13 protein-coding genes, 2 tRNA genes and 1 pseudogene are annotated in these 20,729 nt (G+C 68.2%); 10 read left to right on the top strand and 6 right to left on the bottom strand.

The genetic code is table 11. The features are described from left to right. Positions 1 to 3: 3 nt before the first annotated feature. On the top strand, positions 4 to 1,347 hold the full coding sequence (locus HMPREF1008_RS08655; RefSeq protein ID WP_009279484.1) for an aspartate kinase: 1,344 nt from the start codon (positions 4 to 6) through the stop codon (positions 1,345 to 1,347). 11 nt (positions 1,348 to 1,358) lie between these two features. Then, positions 1,359 to 2,371: pseudogene (locus tag HMPREF1008_RS08650) on the top strand (aspartate-semialdehyde dehydrogenase). A 75-nt stretch (positions 2,372 to 2,446) separates the two neighbouring features. Here the strand turns inward: HMPREF1008_RS08650 and HMPREF1008_RS08645 are convergent. Continuing rightward, positions 2,447 to 2,920 carry a MarR family winged helix-turn-helix transcriptional regulator gene (locus HMPREF1008_RS08645; RefSeq protein ID WP_009279481.1) on the bottom strand — a complete coding sequence of 158 codons (474 nt, stop codon included), beginning with the start codon at positions 2,918 to 2,920 and terminating at the stop codon, positions 2,447 to 2,449. A gap of 214 nt (positions 2,921 to 3,134) precedes the next feature. Then, positions 3,135 to 4,169 (bottom strand): glycosyltransferase, encoded by a 1,035-nt coding sequence (locus HMPREF1008_RS08640; protein ID WP_009279480.1) that lies wholly within the window; start codon positions 4,167 to 4,169, stop codon positions 3,135 to 3,137. Positions 4,170 to 4,317: 148 nt separating this feature from the next. Here HMPREF1008_RS08640 and HMPREF1008_RS08635 point away from each other — a divergent pair, with 148 nt between their 5' ends. After that, positions 4,318 to 5,094 carry a radical SAM protein gene (locus HMPREF1008_RS08635; RefSeq protein ID WP_009279479.1) on the top strand — a complete coding sequence of 259 codons (777 nt, stop codon included), beginning with the start codon at positions 4,318 to 4,320 and terminating at the stop codon, positions 5,092 to 5,094. 79 nt (positions 5,095 to 5,173) lie between these two features. Here HMPREF1008_RS08635 and HMPREF1008_RS08630 read toward each other — a convergent pair whose 3' ends face one another. Beyond that, a complete protein-coding gene (locus HMPREF1008_RS08630) occupies positions 5,174 to 6,601 on the bottom strand; it encodes a L,D-transpeptidase (RefSeq protein WP_009279478.1) in 1,428 nt (475 codons plus the stop codon). Between the two features lie 159 nt (positions 6,602 to 6,760). After that, positions 6,761 to 7,750 (bottom strand): hypothetical protein, encoded by a 990-nt coding sequence (locus tag HMPREF1008_RS08625; protein ID WP_009279477.1) that lies wholly within the window; start codon positions 7,748 to 7,750, stop codon positions 6,761 to 6,763. Between the two features lie 158 nt (positions 7,751 to 7,908). On the opposite strand from HMPREF1008_RS08625, the gene fba reads away from it, so the two are divergent. After that, entirely contained in the window at positions 7,909 to 8,781 is an 873-nt protein-coding gene (gene fba, locus HMPREF1008_RS08620; protein ID WP_009279476.1) for a class II fructose-1,6-bisphosphate aldolase, read from the top strand. Between the two features lie 272 nt (positions 8,782 to 9,053). On the opposite strand, the gene HMPREF1008_RS08615 is transcribed toward fba, so the two are convergent. Beyond that, the gene (locus tag HMPREF1008_RS08615; RefSeq protein ID WP_009279475.1) at positions 9,054 to 10,013 is read right to left on the bottom strand and encodes a diacylglycerol kinase family protein; all 960 of its coding nucleotides are present in this window, start codon (positions 10,011 to 10,013) and stop codon (positions 9,054 to 9,056) included. A 453-nt stretch (positions 10,014 to 10,466) separates the two neighbouring features. Here HMPREF1008_RS08615 and HMPREF1008_RS08610 point away from each other — a divergent pair. The 4 genes from HMPREF1008_RS08610 (at position 10,467) to gdhA (ending at position 12,835) form a co-directional block, all read left to right on the top strand. Continuing rightward, positions 10,467 to 10,543, top strand: a tRNA-Pro gene (locus tag HMPREF1008_RS08610). A 3-nt stretch (positions 10,544 to 10,546) separates the two neighbouring features. Then, positions 10,547 to 10,622 (top strand) — tRNA-Gly (locus tag HMPREF1008_RS08605). A gap of 164 nt (positions 10,623 to 10,786) precedes the next feature. Continuing rightward, the gene (locus HMPREF1008_RS08600; RefSeq protein WP_009279474.1) at positions 10,787 to 11,065 is read left to right on the top strand and encodes a type II toxin-antitoxin system Phd/YefM family antitoxin; all 279 of its coding nucleotides are present in this window, start codon (positions 10,787 to 10,789) and stop codon (positions 11,063 to 11,065) included. A 438-nt stretch (positions 11,066 to 11,503) separates the two neighbouring features. Next, a complete protein-coding gene (gdhA, locus tag HMPREF1008_RS08595; protein ID WP_040656785.1) occupies positions 11,504 to 12,835 on the top strand; it encodes an NADP-specific glutamate dehydrogenase in 1,332 nt (443 codons plus the stop codon). A gap of 357 nt (positions 12,836 to 13,192) precedes the next feature. On the opposite strand, the gene HMPREF1008_RS08590 is transcribed toward gdhA, so the two are convergent. Beyond that, on the bottom strand, positions 13,193 to 14,761 hold the full coding sequence (locus HMPREF1008_RS08590; RefSeq protein ID WP_009279472.1) for a DUF2130 domain-containing protein: 1,569 nt from the start codon (positions 14,759 to 14,761) through the stop codon (positions 13,193 to 13,195). Between the two features lie 696 nt (positions 14,762 to 15,457). On the opposite strand from HMPREF1008_RS08590, the gene carA reads away from it, so the two are divergent. Then, positions 15,458 to 16,822 carry a glutamine-hydrolyzing carbamoyl-phosphate synthase small subunit gene (gene carA, locus HMPREF1008_RS08585; RefSeq protein ID WP_009279471.1) on the top strand — a complete coding sequence of 455 codons (1,365 nt, stop codon included), beginning with the start codon at positions 15,458 to 15,460 and terminating at the stop codon, positions 16,820 to 16,822. Further along, a complete protein-coding gene (gene carB, locus HMPREF1008_RS08580; protein WP_009279470.1) occupies positions 16,822 to 20,154 on the top strand; it encodes a carbamoyl-phosphate synthase large subunit in 3,333 nt (1,110 codons plus the stop codon). The genes carA and carB overlap by 1 nt, the downstream gene beginning before the upstream one ends. Positions 20,155 to 20,729: the final 575 nt, after the last annotated feature.

Genomic DNA, 20,729 nt, shown 5'->3' with positions numbered 1-20,729 from the left:
CGCATGATAAAGGTCGCAAAGTTCGGCGGCTCCAGCGTCGCGGACGCGGAGCAGTTCCGCAAGGTCAAGTCGATCGTGGGGTCGGACCCAGAGCGCCGCTTCGTCGTGGTCTCCGCCTCGGGCAGGCGCTTCCCCCAGGACAACAAGGTCACCGACCTCCTGCTGCTGGTCAACGCGCACATCGAGTATCACGTCGACTGCACAGCGCTCCTCTCGGACATCCAGGCACGCTATCAGGACATCGCCGACGAGCTGGGGCTCAGCTACCCCGTCGCAGAGCGCTTCGGCGAGTTCGCGGCGCAGGTCAAGGGCTTCTCGCCCGAGTACGTGGTGTCGCGCGGCGAGTGGTTCACGGGCCAGCTCATGGCCGAGTACCTGGGCCTTCCCTTCGTGGACGCGGCGGAGGTCATCGTCTTCCACCATGACGGCAGCGTGGACATGGAGCGCACGGCGATGCGCCTGCGCGACCGCGCGACGCGTCTGGGGAGCTTCCTGCTCCCGGGCTTCTACGGCGCCACGGTGGATGGCAGCATCAAGCTCTTCCAACGCGGGGGCGGCGACATCACGGGCGCCATCCTGGCGCGCTGCCTGGACGCCGGCGTGTACGAGAACTGGACCGACGTCTCGGGCTTCCTCGCCGCCGACCCGCGCGTGGTGGACCACCCTCGCTCCATCCACCGCATCACCTACGACGAGATGCGCGAGCTCAGCTACATGGGGGCCTCGGTCCTGCAGGAGGAGGCCATCTTCCCCGTGCGCGAGACCAACATCCCCATCCAGATCAAGAACACCAACGACCCCGACGCCAAGGGCACCATCATCCGCGAGACGGCCGAGGAGCACGTGAAGGAGCACCTCATCACGGGCATCGCCGGCAAGCGCGACTTCATGGCCATCCATGTCCAGCGCGCCCACATCTCGAACGACGTGGGCTACCTCAGGCGTGCGCTCTCGGTCTTCGAGAAGTACGGCGTGAGCGTGGAGCACGTGCCCACGGGAGTCGACTCCTTCGGCGTCGTGGTCAACGGCGCCGACGTGAAGGACAGCATCTACTCCATCGTCAACGAGCTCCAACACGAGCTCGAGCCCGACAGCATCAACGTGGTGGACAGCCTGGCGCTCATCAGCGTCGTGGGCCGCAACATGAGCCGCCGCGCAGGCACCTCGGGCCGCATCTTCGGCTGCCTGGGTGAGGCGGGCATCAACATCCGCATGATCACCCAGAGCTCGCAGGAGATATCGATCATCATGGGCGTCAACAACGCCGACTTCGAACGTGCCATCCAGTGCATCTACGACCGCTTCGTCGACGGCGAGATGGTCGAGATGCCGCAGCTTGCCCAGTAGGGGGTTAGGACATGCCTGACAAGAGAGTTGCCATCCTCGGCGCGACCGGCGTCGTGGGGACCCAGATGCTCCAGTGCCTCGAGGAGAGGGACTTCCCGGTGGGGGAGCTCGTCCCCCTTGCGAGCGCTCGCTCCGCGGGCAGCAGCGTGCGCTTCCGCGGCGAGGAGGTGGTGGTGCGCGAGGCCACGCCCGAGGCCTTCGAGGGCGTGGACGTCGTGTTGGGCGCGGCGGGAGACGAACTCGCCCGCAAGCTCCTTCCCGAAGCCGTGAGGCGGGGCGCCACCTGCGTGGACAACAGCCACGCCTTCCGCCTGGACGAGGACGTGCCCCTGGTCATCCCCGAGATAAACGCCGACGACGTGAGCTGGCACCACGGCATCATCGCCAACCCCAACTGCGCCACCATCATCGGCCTGGTGCCCCCTCTGGCCCCCTGCACCAGGAGGCCGGCATCAGGAGGCTCGTCGTGAGCACCTACCAGGCGGCGTCGGGGGCGGGCATGCCGGGCCTGCGCGAGCTCGAGCGCGAGATGGGTGTCGTCGCCCAGGGCGGCGAGATGGGGCCCACCGACCCCTTCGCCTACCAGCTCGCCGCCAACCTGATTCCCCAGATCGGCGGCTTCAAGGAGGAGGGCTACACCTCCGAGGAGCTGAAGATGCAGAACGAGGGGCGCAAGATCATGCACCTTCCCGAGCTGCGCGTGAGCTGCACCTGCGTGCGCGTGCCCGTGATGCGCTCGCACTCCGAGTCGATCACGGTCGAGTTCGAGAGGCCCCTCTCGCCCGAGCGCGCCCGCGAGCTTCTCGAGGCAGCTCCCGGGGTGCTCGTGGTGGACGAGCCCTCCGAGCTGCGCTATCCCATGCCGCTCCAGAGCTCCGACCAGGACCTGGTCTGGGTCGGGCGCATCAGGCGCGACCTCTCCGCACCTGACGGCGTGAGCTCGCTATGCCTCTGGTGCTGCGGCGACCAGATTCGCAAGGGCGCCGCGACCAACGCCGTGCAGATCGCGGAGTTCCTGCTCTAGCGGCAGGCCTGGGCGGCGGCGCGAAGGATGGCGCCGCCGCGACGAGGCGTGAGCGGGCTCGAACGGGCGCGGGCCCTACTTGAAGGAGGCGAGGAGCCTCTCCACCAGGTGCTTGAGCTCGACGAGGTCCTCGCGCTCCATGCTGATGCAACCGCCGATGCAGGCGGGAACGTCCATCGCCCGCCTGCGAAGCCTCCTGCCCTCGTCGGTCAGGGTGATGATGATGGCGCGCTCGTCCGCCTTGGAGCGGGTGCGGTTGATGTAGCCGTGGCCCTCGAGCCGGCGCAGCAGCGGGGTGAGGGTGGCCGAGTCGAGGTAGAGCCTATGTCCCAGCTCGGTCACGGTGATGCCGTCCCGCTCCCAGAGGGCCATCATCGTCACGTACTGCGTGTAGGTGAGGCCCAGGGGGTCCAGGAAGGGCTTGTACCTGCGCGTGAGCTCCTTCGACGCCGCATAGAGCGGGAAGCATAGCTGGTTCTCGAGCGCCAGGGGGTCGAGCTCCCCACCCTCTGCGGCGTCCTGGGTGGCAGTGACCTTGGTATCGTCCATGTCAATCCTCTCTTCCCGCACGACTTAATCGTGCGCAATTTATCAAGGGAAGTATACCCAAGCGAGAGGGGCGTGCGCCAGAGAAGTCGCCAGGGCCATGCTTGCGGCAAGGCTCTAGTCCCACGCGCCACACAAGGAAGGGCCCGGACGGGATGTCGTCCACCCCGTCCGGGCCGCCATGTGACTCGTCGCGTGCGGGCTGGTCGTGCCTCGCCTAGTTGAACTTTATGAACCTCTGTGCGGTCCGGTACAGCGCGATGGTCGCCGCGCGCCCGCCGGCGCCCGGGAGGTTGGTGGCCAGGCCGCAGATGCCCAGGCGCGCACGCCTCCACATGCGCCGGTCGTAGTCGTAGAGGTCGCTCCAGAGGCGGTCGAGCTCCGCCATGGCGTCGGCATGGTCCGAGAGCTTCGAGAAGACGGAGCAGATCATCATCATGATGACGAAGTAGTTGACCATGTAGCTGCGCAGGGCGTACGACTCGATGTCCTGGTAGAGGTGGTAGGACCTCATCATGATGCGAGTGATCTTGACCTGTTGGTCGATCCTGCCCGCCATGACCTTCTCGTTCACCGACTGGTCCTCCCGCCCGATGAAGTAGCGGTAGAGGTCCACGTCCAGGTAGTAGAGGGTGCGGCAGCGCGGCAGGGGGACGTAGGCGTAGATGTTGTCCACGTAGAAGGTGTGCGCCGGCATGGGCACCCCGCCGTCGCGCAGCACGTCGGTGCGGTAGCAGAGGGCGTGCATGAGGAGGTTCTGGGTCATCTTGAAGTGGCGGATGTCGTTCCAGCCAAAGGCCCTGCCCACGGGGAGCACCGAGCGGTAGTTGACCACGTGGCTGCTGCCGTCCTCCACGTGCTCGTACACGTAGTTGCTGATGATGAGGTCCACGCGCTCGCCGGTCTCGTCCAGCTCGCGGATCTTGCCCAGAAGGGTGGCGCAGGCCTCGGCGTCCAGCCAGTCGTCGGAGTCCACGACCTTGAAGTAGGTCCCCTCGGCGTTTCCCAGGCCCTTGAGGACGGCCATGCCATGGCCGCCGTTCTCCTGGTGCACGGCCTTCACGATGCTGGGGTGGCGCTCCTGCCAGGACTCTGCCTTGGCCAGCGTGTCGTCCTTCGTGGACCCGTCGTCCACGATGACGACCTGGACGTCCTCGGCGTAGTTGGTCCCCACGAGGATGGACTTTATGCACTTGTCCATGTATTCGGCGGAGTTGTAGCAGGGGATGGCGAAGGTGATGACCTTCTTCATGGGTTGGCCCTCCGGATTCGTTGCGACAGGCGGCTGTCGTGCCATTTCTCAAGACATTATGGCATGAGCCGCCCGTTCCATGCGCTCGCTGGTCTAGGATGGGGCTCGCCCGCACGGTCGCGGGCGGCGCTAGGAGGGGAGAGAAGCCATGGCAACCTACCTGAACCCAGGCCCCGTCTTCGGGCCCGTCCGCAGCCGAAGGCTGGGGGTCTCGCTGGGTGTCAACCTCGCGCCGGCGGACGGCAAGCGCTGCAGCTTCGACTGCGTCTACTGCGAGAACGGCACCAACGACGAGCGGCCCACGAGCTCGCCCTGGCCCACGGCCACACAGGTCGCCGAGGCGTTGGGCGCACGCCTGCGCGACATGTCCGCGGCGGGCGAGCCCCCCGACGTGATTACCCTCGCGGGCAACGGGGAGCCCACGGCCAACCCAGAGTTTCCCGAGGTCGTGGATGCGGTCCTCTCGCTTAGGGACGAGCTCTGCCCCAAGGCGCGGGTGGCGGTGCTCTCCAACGCCACCATGGCCCACGTGCCGGCCGTGCGCGACGCGCTCCTGCGCGTGGACGACAACATCCTCAAGCTGGACACGGTGGACGGGGACTTCATCCGGAGGGTGGACCGGCCCGTCGGCGGCTACGACGTGGGCCGCGTGGTGGACGCGCTGGCGGCCTTCGGCGGCAGGGTGATGGTCCAGAGCATGTTCCTGGGCGGGGAGCTCGACGGCAGGAGCGTGGACAACACGGGTGAGGCCTACGTCGGACCTTGGCTTGAGGCGCTCGCACGGATTCGCCCCGAGGCGGTGATGGTCTACACCATCGCGCGCGACACGCCCTTTCAGGGTCTCAGGAAGGCCAGCCCGGAGGCGCTCGACTCCATCGCGGCCCGGGTGCGGGCGCTCGGCCTGGAGTGCAGCGTCTCGTACTAGTCGCGCGAACCGCGCCAGCGCGGCGTGCCGACCGCTCGCCGGCGGGACGCGCTGGCGCAGGCCGGCAGCGACGTGTCGTCTACCAGTGCACGACCACCTTGTCCCCCACGCGGACCAGGTCCCAGAGGGCCTTCGCGTCCTGGTAGGGGAGGTTCACGCAGCCGTGGCTGCCGGCGTAGCTGTAGATCGACCCGCCGAAGCTGTAGCGCCAGGTCGCGTCGTGGAGGCCCACCGAGTTGCCGATGAAGGGCATCCAGTACGACACGTTGCTCCTGTAGTCGGGCTCGCCGTCGTGGTCCTCGTCGGCTCCCACCAGCACCGTGTCGCGGGCCATGTTCGAGTTGATGGCGTAGGTGCCCGTTGGCGTGGTGCGACCCTCCGAGGTGTTGCCCGACACGATGTACGACCTCCATATGACCCTTCCGTTCGCGTCGTAGAAGCGCGCGTACTGGGTGGAGAGGTTGATGTCGATGTGCCGTCCGCGCTCGCGCGCGCCCTCGCTCTCGGCCGGGCGCGAGCCCACGACCTGCAGGGGGATCTCTATGGGGTCGGAGCGCTGGCCCAGGAGGGCGTTGTAGATGGACTCGGCGAGGCTCGCGTCGTCCACCGCGTAGTCGTTGACCTCGTCGGAGTAGTCCACGCTGGCCGCGAGCACCGAGTTGATCCAGTTGCCTATGGCGTCGCCGTCCGCGCCGAGGGCGAGGTCGTCTCCCACGACGAGCCAGGACGCGCTGAGCGACTCGTCCACGCGCGCGACCTCCCTGCCGTCGCGCGTGAGCGGGATGGAGAGGGCGAGTGCGTCGTTGGCCTTCTTGGTCGCCGCCGCGAGCCGCTCGTCGTCATGCCTGACCGTTGGCTGGACGAGCTCCGCGTCGCCCAGGACGAGCTTGCGCTGGAGCGACTTTGCGGCCGTCGACGCGCTGGCGACGACGCGGTCGAGGTCGAGCATGGTGCCCGGCACCTCGTCCGTCACCCTGAACTCCCCCGCGTCGGCGTCGAAGGAGGAGCTGGCGCTGGTCGGCGCCGTGGCGGACTGGTTGTAGGCCTCGACCGCCGGTTGGAGGGCGTCGCGGAGACTCGCCTCGTCCAGGGTCACGCCGTCCTCCTGGAAGATCACGCGGCGGGAGAGGAGGTCAAGGGGCCAGGCGCGCGCGTCCGCCTTCCGGAACGCGTCGCCCGCGTAGTCGTCCGCACGGGCGGCGAGGCCCACGTCGGCGGACGCGACCTGGGCTGTGAAGCCGGAGGGCCCCTGGAGCTCGAGCCTCCAGTCGCGCACGGCGTCCGCAACCGAGGCCGAGAGCGCCTCCTCGGTCATGAGCGAGACGTCCTGTCCGTTCACCGTGGTGCCCGGCGTGAAGTGGGTCGAGAAGTACGCGCAGCCCCCGCCATAGACCGTCGCCAGGGCGAGGCCGCAGGCCACGAGCTTGGGGGCGAGTCGGTGCCTGGGCCCCTCGGGGACGCCGTCCTGGGCCGCCTCGGTGCTGGGGGTGACTGCATGCTTCGCCACGGTCTGCCTCGTCTTCGTTTTGGCTGCTTGAAGGGGCCGCCCCCGAGCGGGAGCGGCACGGCTCAAGAGTCTAGCGCATGGGAGGGGCGCGGACGGCGGGGGAGAGTGGCGTGGGGGCGGAGGCTGGCGGGTCTCTCCTCCGGCGGGCCTGGCCTTGGCCTACTTGCTCGAGCTCCCGCTCGAGCTGGCGGAGCTCCCGGCATCCGAGGAGGTCGTGCCGCCGCTGCCCGAGGAGCTCGTGGACCCGCTGTCGGTGGAGCCCGAGTCGGAGGAGGAGCTGGCATCCGTCGAGGAGCCGCCGCTGCCGGACGTGCTTCCGCTCGTGGAACCCGAGTCGCTCGTGCCGCTCGTCGAGCCGGAGCCGGACGAGCTGCTGCCAGACTCCGACTTCGAGGACTCCGTGCCCGAGGAGCTGGCGTCTGCCTTCGCCTTGTCACCCTTTGTGTCGCTCGAGGAGCTCGTTCCGCTTGCGGAGGAGTCCGCGGAGCTTGCGTCCTCCTGGCTCGTCACGGCCGAGGAGGCGGCGTCACTCTCACCTTTGCCCTGCGCCGCGGTCTCCTCCGTGACGGTGGGCTGCGCCACCTCGCCAAGGCTGGGGCCGATGCCCTGGCCGGCGGTGACGAGGCTGACGATTGCCGCGTAGGCCAGGACCGCGAGCACGGCGAACGCCGCCAGGGCGATGGCCGCCCTGTGCGCCACGCGCCGGCTCTGCTGCCGCGTTGCGGCGCTGCGCAGGCTGTCCGGGGCTATGGGGGTGCCCGTGGCGGCGAAGGAGACATCCCGGCCCTCCTGCAGCGGCGACTCGACGGCGGCAGGCATCAGGCCGGTGTTGCCGTCGTGGCCGCTCAGGGGCACGCCGGGCCGCGTGGGGTCCGGGTCGTCCGCGTGGTCGTACGAGAGGTCCTTGAGCTTCTGGGCGCTGGCCTTGATCATGCCCTTGTACACCTGGGCGGCCAGGGCGCTGGCGCCGGCCGCTACGGCAACGCCGATGATGGAGCCGGCGAGACCGATCCTGGACGAGAGGGCGAACGAGGTCGCCGCCGCGAGGGCACTCGCCACGATCGCCGAGAGCGAGAGCTCCCCCAGGACGCCCCCGCGCCCCTCCTCGTCCTCGTGACGGTCACCTTCCTGCCTCAGCTGGTCACGCATGGAGAACCTCCCAAGAAGACGCGTCCATCCAGACAAGCATTACCCAGCTCGCGGGGCCCATGCGCACGGGCATGGCAACTACACGAATATTTTGGCTAGCTGAGCGGTATGATTGGGGGCGTAGGTTCGACAGGGTGTCTCGTATAGGAGGTATCACCATGCTAGTCAACGCTACTGCCATGCTCCAGAGCGCTCAGAGGGGTCACTACGGCCTGGGTGCGTTCAACACCAACAACCTCGAGTGGGCCTCGTCCATCCTCGACGCGGCCGAGGAGCTCCAGTCCCCCGTCATCATCCAGTGCACGAGCGGCGCCGCTAAGTGGCAGACCAGCTTCAAGGTCGTCGCCGACATCGTGAGGGACCTTGTCGAGGCCAAGAACATCACCGTGCCTGTGGCACTGCACCTCGATCATGGTAGCTACGAGGATGTCTTCAAGTGCATCGATGCGGGCTTCACCTCCGTCATGTACGATGGCTCGCACGAGCCCGACTTCCAGACCAACCTCCAGCGCACCGCCGAGGTCGTCAAGGCCGCCCATAACAAGGGCATCTCCGTTGAGGCCGAGGTCGGCGGCATTGGCGGTACCGAGGATGGCGTGACCTCACAGGGCGAGCTTGCCGATCCCGAGGAGTGCAAGCAGATCGCAGACCTGGGCGTCGACTTCCTGGCGTGCGGCATCGGCAACATCCATGGCATCTATCCTGCCAACTGGGCGGGCCTCTCCTTCGAGCGCCTTGCCGAGATCAAGGCCCTCACGGGCGACCTGCCGCTCGTCCTTCATGGCGGCACCGGCATCCCCGTCGACCAAATCCAGAAGGCCATCTCCGAGGGCGTCTCCAAGATCAACGTCAACACCGATCTCCAGCTGGTCTTTGCTGCGGCCACCCGCACGTACATCGAGAGCGGTGCAGACAAGGAGGGTAAGGGCTACGATCCCCGTAAGCTCCTCAAGCCTGGTCGCGACGCCATCAAGACCCGCACCATCGAGCTCATGAAGGAGTTCGGCTCCGACGGCAAGGGCTGGGCGTAGGCATCGGCTCCTGCCCGGCGCGCCCGCGCAACCGGGCAGGGAAGGCGCACGAACGCAAGGGGGACCGTCTTCGGGCGGTCCCTCTTCCTGTGGACTTGTGGGCTGGACGTGGCTGCGTGGCTGTGGGCCGGGATGCTGCCGGGCCTGGGCGTAGCTGCCGGACTGGATGCTGCCGGGCCTGGGCGCTGCCGGGCTGGATGCTGCCGGCCCTGGGCGTAGCTACCGGTCCGGGATATTGTCGGCCTTGGGCGTAGCTGCCGGTCCCTGGTTGCCTACCAGCCGCAGCGGGCGGGCACGAGCACGTCGAGGGCCCGTGGCTCCACCTCGACCTCGAAGCGCCTGCCCTCGAATCTCTCGCCGTCGACCTGGCAGGGAATGCCCTCTCCCTCGAACTCGACCTGGAGCCTTCTCGCGCGCTCGGCCCTGATGACGCGCGAGCGCACGTGCCTTCCGGAGCGGGCGAGGCCGAAGAGGGCCAGCAGGCGGGGGATGGAGGGCACCTTCACGTTGTAGCAGACGTCCAGCATTCCGTCGTTGGGCAGCGCGTCGGGGCAGACGCGGAAGCCGCCGCCGTAGGTGGGGCCGTTCTGGACCGCGAGTATGAGGGCGCGCAGCTCCTGGGGGTCGCCGTCGTCGAGGCGGAGGCTGCAGGGGTAGCCCTTGTGCCCGGACGAGAAGACCTTCACGCCCGAGGTGGCGAAGAGCATCGACCCCTCCTGGCTCGTGTTGGCGGCGCGGCGGTCGGTCGTGTCCAGGGCGATGGCGGCGTCCAGGCCAAAGGAGAGGGTCTCGACGAAGTGGGTGTCCTGGCCGAGCTCGTTGGTTACGTGGCCCAAGTCGATGCTGACCCTGCGGCCGCCGAGAAGCTCGGCCAGGGAGAGCTCGGGGTCGTTGTAGGTGGCCGAGATGGTGCGGGCGAAGTCGTTGCCCGAGCCCATGGGGATGACGGCGAGGGCGGGGCGGGCGTCGGCGGGCAGGGCCATGAGGCCGTTCGCTGCCTCGTGGATGACGCCGTCCCCGCCCAGGACGATGAGGGTGTCCATCTGGGCGGCGCCGGCTGCGAGGCGCTTGGCGTCTTCGGGGCCCTCGGTCATGACCAGCTCGAACGACTCGGTGGCAGAGGTGTACGACTCGAAGAAGCGCCGGGCGCGCTCCGCCGCCTCGGCCCCCTTTCCGCTGTGCGAGGCGGGATTTGCCACGACGAGCGTCCGACCGAGCCTGAGTATTGCCATGTTGGGGGCCTTTCGGGGACGGGTGCGGTCCGTGCCCCATCATTCTACGCACTTGGGTGGGGGAGCGCCCAGTCGAAGCGGGGGAGAGGCGCGTCGGCGCCCGGTCGCACGGCGCGTGCGCGGGGCGTGAGGCGCGTGGCGCGGCGTGGTGGCGCGTGGTGCAACGGTGCAGCGACGTGCCTGGGGTGCGGGTTGCGGCATGGCGGCGCGGAATGCGGCACGGCGGCCTGCCTTGGTGCACATTCTACGCGTGAAATGCGCACCTCTCCCACAAAACCCCAGCTCAGCGACGAGGGGTGTACATTTGAAATCTGAAATGCACGCTCACGCCGCAGATGGCGGGGGACCGGCCAGCGGTCACGACGAGCTGGTCGACGGACTCGGGATGCTGGTGCGATTTTGCGGAATGCGTTGCCCCGGGCGGGGCACTCTCGTATAATCCTAGGGCGGCTCCGGGGTGTGGCGCAGCTTGGTAGCGCATCTGCTTTGGGAGCAGAGGGTCGCTGGTTCGAATCCAGTCACCCCGACCACGCGCGGCGGTAGTTCAATTGGTAGAGCAGTAGCCTTCCAAGCTACTTGTTGCGGGTTCGAGTCCCGTCCGCCGCTCCATGCGCTCGCTTGCCAGGGTCCTTTGGGGCCCTGGCTTTTTTATCGCGCGGGGTTATGCGCCAATTGCCAGCATCGTGTGGCCACCTTTCCATGTTCTGCAATAGCACGAAAAGTTAACTAATAAGAGTGGAATAAAGTAAGAATAACTTTAGTTTGGAGGGACAATGCCAAAGATCATCTCCAGCACAACGCTGAGGAACAACTACGCGGAGCTCTCCGACTGGTGCCATAAGACCGGCGAACCCCTCTTCGTCACGAAGAACGGTGCTGGTGACCTTGCAGTCCTTGATATGGATGCATACGAGGACCTAACCTCGCGGCTTGCGCTGTACGAGAGCCTTGCCGCAGGGCGCGTCGCCGCGGACGAGGGCCATGCCAGACCCGCGGGTACGGCTGCCCAGGCACTTCGCCGGCGCATCGGGCCGCAGAACGCCAAGGACTGACGCGAGGCCGCTCGATTGCGCACTATGCCGTTCCATCGCACGCTCGGTCGTCCAGCCGCGCGTTCGACATCAGTTGCGGACTCTAAAAGGGGAGAAGTCCGCAACTGACTGTGCCCATGGTGTCTCTCGCCTGTAAACGACCTGTTAGTCTGGAGTCAGCTGCAGGCTCTGAAAGTCCCAAACTCCGCAACCGACTTAACGTGTTGCAGGATTCCGCCGCACGTGTCGCAGAACTTCTCCACCGGCGTCGCCCCGCGCGCCCAGAAGGCACGTCCCGCCCGCGAACTCGACGGCCCCGCCTGCGTGCAGATGCCCTGCAAGTACGGTTTCTTATGCATGTCGATTGAGTTACGCACCGTGAATGTCCTAGCCCGCCCCCAACCCGATGCCTATTCTTTAGCCGTCCGCATTGCGTCACAGCCCTTGAGGGGAGAGACCATGTCCTATTCCGAGAAGGTCATCGCCGAGCTGAAGGAGCGCTACTCCGACCAGCCGGAGTTCATCCAGGCGGCCGAGGAGGTCCTCACGACCCTGCAGCCCGCCCTCGACGCGCATCCCGAGTTTGAGAAGGCTGCCCTGCTCGAGCGCCTCGTCGAGCCCGAGCGCATCGTCATCTTCCGCGTGCCCTGGGTGGACGACGCCGGCAAGGTCCAGGTCAACCGCGGCTACCGCGTGCAGTTCAACAGCGCCATCGGCCCCTACAAGGGAGGCCTGCGCCTGCATCCCTCCGTCAACCTGGGCATCCTCAAGTTCCTGGGCTTCGAGCAGATCTTCAAGAACTCCCTCACCACGCTTCCCATGGGCGGCGGCAAGGGCGGCTCCGACTTCGACCCCAAGGGCAAGTCCGATGCCGAGGTCATGCGCTTCTGCCAGTCCTTCATGATCGAGCTCGTGAAGCACATCGGCCCCGACACCGACGTCCCCGCGGGCGACATTGGCACCGGCGCGCGCGAGATCGGCTACCTCTTCGGCCAGTACAAGCGCCTCACCAACAGCTGGTCCTCCGTGCTCACCGGCAAGGGGCTCTCGTACGGCGGCTCGCTCGCCCGCACCGAGGCCACCGGCTACGGCGCGGTGTACTTCCTGCTCAACATGCTCAAGCAGCGCGGCGAGTCCATCGAGGGCAAGGTCGTCGCGGTCTCGGGCTCCGGCAACGTCGCGCAGTACGCCATCCAGAAGGCCGAGCAGCTGGGCGCCAAGGTCGTGACCGCCTCCGACTCCAACGGCTACGTCTATGACCCCGAGGGCATCGACTTCGACACCCTCGTCGACATCAAGCAGGGCCGCCGCGGTCGCATCAGCGAGTACGTCGCCGCCCGTCCCGGCGCGACCTACCACGAGGGCGAGCGTCCCTGGGGCGAGAACTGCGACATCGCCATGCCCTGCGCGACCCAGAACGAGCTCGAGCTCGCCGACGCCCAGAGGCTCGTTGCCAACGGCTGCGGCTACGTGGTGGAGGGCGCCAACATGCCCACCACCCTCGAGGCGACGCAGTACCTCAAGGAGAACGGCGTCTTCTTTGCCCCCGGCAAGGCTGCCAACGCCGGTGGCGTCGCGACCTCCGGCCTGGAGATGAGCCAGAACCACGAGCACCTCTCCTGGGCCTTCGACGAGGTCGACGAGAAGCTCCACGGCATCATGGACTCCATCTACGCCGCCGCCTACGACGCCGCCAAGGAGTACGGCCACGAGGGTGACCTCGTCTTCGGCGCCAACATCGCCGGCTTCCTCAAGGTAGCCGACGCCATGATGGCCCAGGGCGTCTGCTAGCACGTCCGACGTGGCGGCGCTGCCGCCATCGTCTTGCAAGGCAGGGGGGTCGGACTTGGTCCGACTCCCCCCTGCTTGTGCGGGAGACACGCGATCGCGGTCGCGGTCGGGAGCGGCAAGGCGACGCCCGCGATAAGGCGACGCCCGCGATAAGGCGACGCCCGCGATAAGGCGACGCCCGCGATAAGGCGACGCCCGCGGCGCCTAGTCTCTGCCCGTGCGGGAGACATGCGAAGCATCCGTCTGGCAGCCTGCCCCGGCCCCGCGGGCAGCGCTAGGGAGAGCCAAGACGGCGGCGGTGCCAGCGCACAGCCTGCCCCGGCCCCGCGGGTGTGTCCCTCTCGCCTGCGGGCGTCCCTAGCCCTTGTTGTCGTCCAGCTCGCGGAAGCGCTCGGCCAGCATGGGGCTGTTCTTGGTGAGGCGCTTGATGGTGAGCTTGTTCGCCTTCTCGTCCGCCAGGCGCAGGTTGTTCTGGGAGCCCAGCAGGTTCTCCTTCACCTTCTGCAGGTGGGTGATGGTCTTGTCGATCTCTTCCACCGCCGTGTTGAACTTCTTGTTGGCAAGTTCCACGTTGCGGCCGAACTTGTCCTGGAAGTCGCCTAGGGCGTCCTCGAAGTTCGTGATGTCGATCTGCTCGCTCCGCATCTGGGCAATCTGCAGGCGCAAGTCCTGGGACTTCTGGGCGGCGTTGCGCAGGAGGGCGATGATCAGCAGGAAGAACTGAGGCCTCACCACGTACATCTTGGGATAGCGATATGACATGTCCACGATGCCCTGGTTGTAGTAGTCGCTGTCGAGCTCGAGCATCGACACCAGCACCGCGTACTCGCAGCCCTTCTTCTGGCGGTCGCGGTCAAGCTTGGCCAGGTGGGACTCGTTTGTCTTCTTGTTGGTGGAGCCCAGCTCCTCGTTCTTCATCTCGAACATGATGGAGAGAAGCTCGTTGCCTTCGTCGTCCGTCTCGCGATACACGAAGTCGCCCTTGGTGCCCTCGACGGCCTCGTTGTCCTTCTCGAAGTAGATGTTCTTGAACGAGGAGGGGTCCTGGGAGCGCCAGCGGTTGAACTCCTGCTGGCAGTGCTGCTCGAGGCTCTCTCCCGTCATCTTCACCGTGAGCCGCAGGCGGTAGTCCTTGAGGCGCTCTATCTCGTCGTCCTTGATGCGCACGATCTCTTCCTGGGACTTCTGCGCCTCGTTGAGCTTCTTGCGGTAGCGTGCCTCGAGCTCGTTGCGCTGGCTGTCGCGCTGGGCGAGCTGCCCCTCGAGCGCCACGCACTGGGTGCGGAGCTCGGAGGTGGCGCGCTGCACGGCGAGCTCCTCCGCCTGGCGCGCCGACTGGGCCTGGGACTCCAGGCTGTCCTTGGCGCGGGAGAGCTCGAGCTCGAGGCGGGAGCGCTCGGCCTGGAGCTCGGACTTCGCCTGGGCGTCGGCCAGCTGACGCTCGCGCGCCGCTTGGGCCTGCTGCGCCTGGAGCTCGGCCTTGAGTCGCGCGACCTCGGCCTGGAGCTCGGCCTGCTGGGCCTGGAGCTCGGAGCGGGTCCTCTCCTGCGCGAGCTTCGTGGCGTCCTCGCTCTTGGAGAGCCGGGCCGCAAGCTCGTCGCGCTCACGCTCCACCTTGACGCGTTCCTGCTCGACCGAGAGCCGCGCCTCGCGTACCGCCGAGGCGCGCGCGTCGTCAGAGGCGGCGAGGCGCTCCCTGAGCTGGGCGAGCTCCTGGTTGAGCTCCGACTGCAGGCGCTGCAGTTCGAGCTGGGACTTGGCGCGCTCCTCCGCCAGCTCGGAGGCCTTCTGCCCCTCCATGAGCTGGTGGCGCTCGTGCAGCTCGCGCTCGAACTCGCTGGTGCGCACCTGGCTCACGATGTCCTGGTAGTCCGAGCTCTCCAGCTCGAAGCTCTGGTGGCAGTGTGGGCAGACGATGGTTGCCATGGACGCTCCTTGGTACGAGGAAAGACGGGTCGTGTGATGGACACAGCTTAGCTCAGGGGTGGGACATGATTGGGAGCCGCTCCGGTGGCGGTCGGGTACGCCGTGGCCGCCTGCGTGCCGGGTGCTTCGTCGTGCATGCCATTCACGCCGTCGTGCGCGCCTTTCTCACCCAGCACGCAATTGCGCACAGAATATGAGTGCGAGCACGCTCTTGCGCACTGCCGCTGGCATCGAGCACGCTTGAACGCACGGCTTTTTCAGCGCGCACGCTCTTGCGCACATTGGCCGCAACGTTTGCCCAGGTAACGTGGGGCGGTGATGTGCGTTTGAGCGTGCTCGATGGTTTGATTGTGCGTTGGCGCGTGGAGTATGAGAAAAGCGTGCGCAAACGCGTGGAAGGTGAGAGGCACGTGCGTTCGCGCGTGCGCGGTGCCGCCACGGCTGCGCCACGTGTGCGTTCGCGCGTGCGCGACGCCCCCGCTGACGTCCGTGATGCCCCTCTCGCCTGGAACTGTGACAAGCAGATAAACGCTCTCGCAATTTGCGCAGATTTGAATATCTGGCACCTAGAATGCGTTCAAGCCTTTAACGGTGGCGCGAGACGCCACCAAGGACGCAAGCGACACCTCGCCAGGAGGGGCATCCGCAGGCCGCGGGTGCCCCTTTTGCGAGCGGTCGCAGGGGAAAGGAGCTCCGATGAACCTACTCGCGGGTGCGGACCGGCTGCCCAGGGCACTCCTAGCGCTGGAGGACGGCAGCTGCTACGCCGGCCAGTGCTGCGGCGCCGAGGGCGAGGCCTTCGGCGAGCTGGTGTTCAACACCTCGATGACCGGCTACCAAGAGATCGTGACCGACCCCAGCTACGCGGGCCAGGTCGTGACGCTGACCTATCCCCAGGTGGGAAACTACGGCGTCACCGCCACCGACGGCCAGGCCGCGGCCCCGGCCCTCAGGGCCCTGGTGGTCCGCGACATGTGCTTCGAGCCGAGCAACTGGCAGAGCGTCCGCAGCCTGCCCGACTACCTGCGGCAGGAGGGCGTCGTGGCCATCCAGGGTGTGGACACGCGCGCGCTCACGCTGAGGGTCCGCGAGGCGGGCGCCATGAGGGCGGCGGTCTCGACCACGGACCTCGACCCGAGGAGCCTGGTCGCGCGCGTGCGGGCGAGCGCGGGCATAGGCAGCCACAACTACGTCGCCGACGTCAGCGTGGGGGAGAGGACCGTGCTTTCCCCGCTGGGCACGGCTGCCGCCCGTCCCCGTCGCGTCGTCTCCTACGACTGCGGCATGAAGCGCGGCATCGCGGACGCCATCAGGGCCCAGGGCTTCGAGCTCGTCGTCGTGCCCTGGGACACCCCTGTCGAAAAGGCGCTGGCGCAGGACCCCGACGCCGCCTTCTTCTCCAACGGGCCCGGAGACCCCCAGAGCGTCGGCGCGACCCTCGAGGCCATGCGCGCCCTCCTGGGGCGGCTTCCCGTCTTCGGCATCTGCCTGGGCACGCAGGTCATGGCCCTGGCGGCGGGCGGAAGCGTCAAGAAGCTCCCCTATGGCCACCACGGCGGCAACGAGCCGGTGATGAACCTCCTCACGGGCAGGGTCGAGGTCACGGCCCAGAACCACAACTACGTGCCGGACTTCCCGAGCCTAGGCCCGCTCGTCCCCGAGCTCAGCGGGGGAGAGGCGCGCCACCACGACGACCTCAGGCACTGGAGCCGCCGTCGCGTGGCGCCGGTGGTCGCCAACGGGCGCTACGGCCGTATCCGCCTCACGCACGTGAACCTCAACGACGGAAGCCTCGAAGGCCTCCAGTTCCTGGACGCGCGCGCCTTCTGCCTGCAGTACCACCCCGAGGCGGCACCCGGGCCCAGCGACTCCTCCTACGCCTTCGACGCGTTCAGGCGCCTCGTGGACGGCGAGTCGGACTACCTCGCGCCCGCGCCCGAACTAGCCGCAACGTCGCCCGTCCCCGCCGCTGCGTCGCACGCGCCCGAACCAGCAGCTGCGTCGCACGCCCCCGCCGCCTCCACGCCCGCCGTCCCCGCCCCCGAAGGGAGGTCCCTCTGATGCCCCGTCGCGACGACATCCACAAGGTCCTGGTCATCGGCTCCGGTCCCATCGTCATCGGCCAGGCCTGCGAGTTCGACTACTCCGGCACCCAGGCCTGCCGGGCCCTGCGCGCGGAGGGCTTCGAGGTCGTGCTGGTCAACTCCAACCCCGCCACGATCATGACCGACCCTCAGACCGCCGACCGCACCTACATAGAGCCCATCACCGTGGCCAGCGTCGAGAAGGTCATCGAGCGCGAGAGGCCCGACGCGCTTCTCCCCAACATGGGCGGCCAGACGGCCCTCAACTGCGCGGTGGCGCTGGACGAGGCGGGCGTGCTCGCGCGCTGGGGCGTCGAGGTCATCGGCTGCGACATAGCCTCCATACAGACCGGCGAGGACCGCGAGCTCTTCGCCCGGGCCATGGGCGACATCGGCCTGCGCGTGGCGGACTCGGGCGTGGCGCACTCGCTCGAGGAGTGCGCAGAGGTCGCGGCACGGCTAAGCTACCCTGTCGTGGTGCGGCCCGCCTTCACCCTGGGCGGGGCCGGCGGTGGCATGGCCCACGACGAGGCCGAGCTCGCTGACATCGCGCGCGAGGGGCTCGCGCTCTCGCCCGCCCACGAAGTGCTGGTGGAGCAGGACCTCGAGGGCTGGAAGGAGATAGAGATGGAGGTCATGCGCGACTCCGCGGGCAACGGAATCGTGGTCTGCTCCATCGAGAACCTCGACCCCATGGGCGTACACACAGGAGACTCCATCACCGTGGCCCCCGCCCAGACCCTCACCGACCGCGAGCTCCAGCGCCTGCGCGACCACTCGCTTGCCATCCTGGAGCGGGTGGGCGTCGCCTGCGGCGGCTCCAACGTGCAGTTCGCCGTCAGCCCCACGACGGGTGAGGTCGTGGTCATAGAGATGAACCCGCGCGTGAGCCGCTCGTCGGCGCTGGCCTCCAAGGCCACGGGGTTCCCCATCGCCAAGATGGCGGCGCTGCTCTCCGTCGGCTACACCCTGGACGAGATCCAGAACGACATCACCTGCGCGACGCCCGCCTGCTTCGAGCCCTCGATCGACTACTGCGTGGTCAAGGTGCCGCGCTTCGCCTTCGAGAAGTTCGAGGGCACGAGCGAGGAGCTCACCACCCGCATGAAGTCGGTGGGCGAGGCCATGGCCATGGGCGGCTGCTTCGAGGAGGCGCTGCAGAAGGCCCTGCGCTCGCTGGAGCGCGGCTGGGCCGGCCTGGTGAGTCCCCCGGAGGCGGACGAGACGAACGACGACCGCCTGCTCGGGCTGGTGTCGCGCCCCACGCCGGAGCGCGTCCTCTGGCTGGGCGAGGCCCTGAGGCGCGGCTGGGACGTGGCGCGCCTGCACGAGGCCACGGGCGTCGACGCCTGGTTCCTCTGCCGCATGAGGGACGTCGTCCGGGCGGAGAGCGAGATCGCGCGGCGGGGTCTGGCGGGGCTTGGCGCGGAGGGGCTCCTCGCTGCCAAGCAGCTCGGCTTCTCCGACCTGCAGATCGCGCGCCTCGTCGGCTCGGGCGAGGACGTGGTGCGCGGCGTCCGCGAGGCGCTGGGCGTCGTGCCCCGGCGCCGCAGCGTGGACAGCTGCGCCGGGGAGTTCGCCTCGCGCACGGGCTACCACTACTTCGGCTACGCGGCGGGGGAGACGCCTGCGGATTCCGTGCCTGCCATGGCCGCCCTGCCAGGCGAGAGTTGCGCTGGCGCCTCGCTCGCGGCTGGGTCCCGTGCCGCGGCCGCGCCTGTCCCCGCCGCCCAGGCCGCGCCCGCGGGCCGCAGCGTGGTGATCCTCTCCGCCGGTCCAAACCGCATCGGCCAGGGCATCGAGTTCGACTACTGCTGCGTGCACGCCTCGGCGGCGCTGCGCGAGCGCGGCTACCAGACGGTAATGGTCAACTGCAACCCCGAGACGGTCTCCACCGACTACGACAGCTCCGACCGGCTCTACTTCGAGCCGCTGACCTTCGAGGACGTGATGAACGTCGTCGAGCTGGAGCGTCCGCTCGGCGTGATCGTGACCCTGGGCGGCCAGACGCCCATCAACCTGGCCCGGCGCCTCCGCGACGCGGGCGTGCCCATCCTGGGCACCCAGCCCGAGGCCATCGACCTGGCCGAGGACCGCGACCGCTTCGCCGCGCTGCTCGACCGCCTGCAGGTGGCCTATCCGCCCTCGTCCACGGCGAGCACGGCCGAGGAGGCCCGCGAGGTGGCCCGTCGCGTGGGCTACCCGCTCCTCGTGCGTCCCAGCTACGTGCTGGGAGGGCGTGGGATGGCCATCGTGTACGGCGAGGAGGACCTGGGCGGCTACATGGAGCGTGCCACGCGCGTCTCGCCCGATCACCCCGTCTACCTGGACGCCTTCCTCGAGGATGCCATCGAGCTGGACGTGGACGCGCTCTGCGACGGGCGGGAGTGCCACGTGGGCTCCGTGCTCGAGCACATCGAGGAGTGCGGCATCCACTCCGGGGACTCCGCCTGCTGTTGCCCACCGTTCTCGCTCTCGGCCCAGATGGTGCGGCAGGTGCGCGAGGTGACGCACCGGCTGGCGCTGGCGGTGGGCGTCGTGGGACCGCTCAACGTGCAGTATGCGGTGAAGGACGAGCAGCTGCTGGTCATCGAGCTCAACCCCCGCGCGAGCCGCACGGTGCCCTTCTCGTCCAAGGCCACGGGCGTGCCGCTGGCACGGCTCGCCGCGCGCGTCATGGTGGGCGAAACGATCGCGGGGCTCCGGGCTGCCGGCGAGCTGCCGGACGAGGGGCGCGAGCTGGGCTACTTCGCCGTGAAGGAGGCGGTCATGCCGTGGGCGCGCTTCCCGGGGGCGGACTCTGTCCTGGGGCCCGAGATGCGCTCGACCGGCGAGGTCATGGGCATCGCCGCGAGCTTCCCGGAGGCGTATGCCAAGACCCGGCAGGCCATCGACTATGAGATGCCCCGCGAGGGGGCGGCGTTCGTCTCCGTCTGCGACCGCGACAAACGTGCGATCGCGCCGGTGGCGCTGGCGCTGGCCAACATGGGCTACAAGATCGTGGCCACCGAGGGGACCGCTCGTACGCTGCGCGCGGCGGGAATCGCCTGCGAGGTGGTGAGGCGCGTCGCGGAGGGGCACCCCAACGCGCTCGACCTGGTGGAGTCGGGCAGCCTGGCGTTCATCGTCAACACGCCGCACGGGCACGCCTCACGCGGCGACGGGGCGCGGCTGCGTGCGGCGGCGGTGAACCATGGCATCTGCTGCGTGACGGCGATGTCCGCGACGATCGCGCTGGTGCAGGCACTGGCGGCGGTGAGGGCGCGAGGTGGCGGCGCGCTGGACGTGGTCGCGCTGCAGGACCTGTAGCGCCGTGGCTCGGGCGAGAGGGGCAGGCGAGAGGCGCGTGTCGTCACAGCGAGAGGGACGCGCGATGGCGCGTGACGAGAGGTGCATGTCGTCGCGTGCGTGCGGCTTCCACGCTCGTGCGCCCGCGCCTCTCGCCCGGCACGCTCTTATGCACGCCACCGGGTACGGCCACCGTCGTCGCGCACGCTCTTGCACACGGCCACCGGTGCCGAGCACGCTCTTGCGCACAACTCCTGCAACGCGCACGCTCTTACGCACATGTGCCTCGACGTTTGCCCAGGTAACGTGAGGCGACGATGTGCGTTCGAGCGTGCTCGTCGTTTTGCTTGTGCGTTGGCGCGTGGGTGGCGCTGGCGGTCGTGCGTTGACGCGTGGGTGGCGCTGGCGGTCGTGCGTTCGAGCGCGCGAGCGGCAGGGGCAAGGTGTGCGTCCAAAAAAACTGCGCACGGTATTTTCGAACTTCGGTCGAAATGAGCGTCTGGCCAGCTCAGGAGCTCATTCTCTTTGTGCATCTCCACAACTCTGAGGAATCATGCGCAGTTTTCCGGCGCCTTCGCGACTAGCTTGGGCCTCAG

Source organism: Olsenella sp. oral taxon 809 str. F0356 (assembly GCF_000233535.1).
GTDB classification, from domain to species: domain Bacteria; phylum Actinomycetota; class Coriobacteriia; order Coriobacteriales; family Atopobiaceae; genus Olsenella_I; species Olsenella_I phocaeensis.
Note: the sequence above shows the minus strand (reverse complement) of the source record. Positions and strands in the feature narration are given on the sequence as shown.

Coding starts and splice junctions, on each gene's coding strand:
- HMPREF1008_RS08655 (WP_009279484.1), top strand. CDS start 4: ATGATAAAGGTCGCAAAGTTCGGCGGCTCCAGCGTCGCGGACGCGGAG.
- HMPREF1008_RS08645 (WP_009279481.1), bottom strand. CDS start 2,920: ATGGACGATACCAAGGTCACTGCCACCCAGGACGCCGCAGAGGGTGGG.
- HMPREF1008_RS08640 (WP_009279480.1), bottom strand. CDS start 4,169: ATGAAGAAGGTCATCACCTTCGCCATCCCCTGCTACAACTCCGCCGAA.
- HMPREF1008_RS08635 (WP_009279479.1), top strand. CDS start 4,318: ATGGCAACCTACCTGAACCCAGGCCCCGTCTTCGGGCCCGTCCGCAGC.
- HMPREF1008_RS08625 (WP_009279477.1), bottom strand. CDS start 7,750: ATGCGTGACCAGCTGAGGCAGGAAGGTGACCGTCACGAGGACGAGGAG.
- fba (WP_009279476.1), top strand. CDS start 7,909: ATGCTAGTCAACGCTACTGCCATGCTCCAGAGCGCTCAGAGGGGTCAC.
- HMPREF1008_RS08615 (WP_009279475.1), bottom strand. CDS start 10,013: ATGGCAATACTCAGGCTCGGTCGGACGCTCGTCGTGGCAAATCCCGCC.
- HMPREF1008_RS08600 (WP_009279474.1), top strand. CDS start 10,787: ATGCCAAAGATCATCTCCAGCACAACGCTGAGGAACAACTACGCGGAG.
- gdhA (WP_040656785.1), top strand. CDS start 11,504: ATGTCCTATTCCGAGAAGGTCATCGCCGAGCTGAAGGAGCGCTACTCC.
- HMPREF1008_RS08590 (WP_009279472.1), bottom strand. CDS start 14,761: ATGGCAACCATCGTCTGCCCACACTGCCACCAGAGCTTCGAGCTGGAG.
- carA (WP_009279471.1), top strand. CDS start 15,458: ATGAACCTACTCGCGGGTGCGGACCGGCTGCCCAGGGCACTCCTAGCG.
- carB (WP_009279470.1), top strand. CDS start 16,822: ATGCCCCGTCGCGACGACATCCACAAGGTCCTGGTCATCGGCTCCGGT.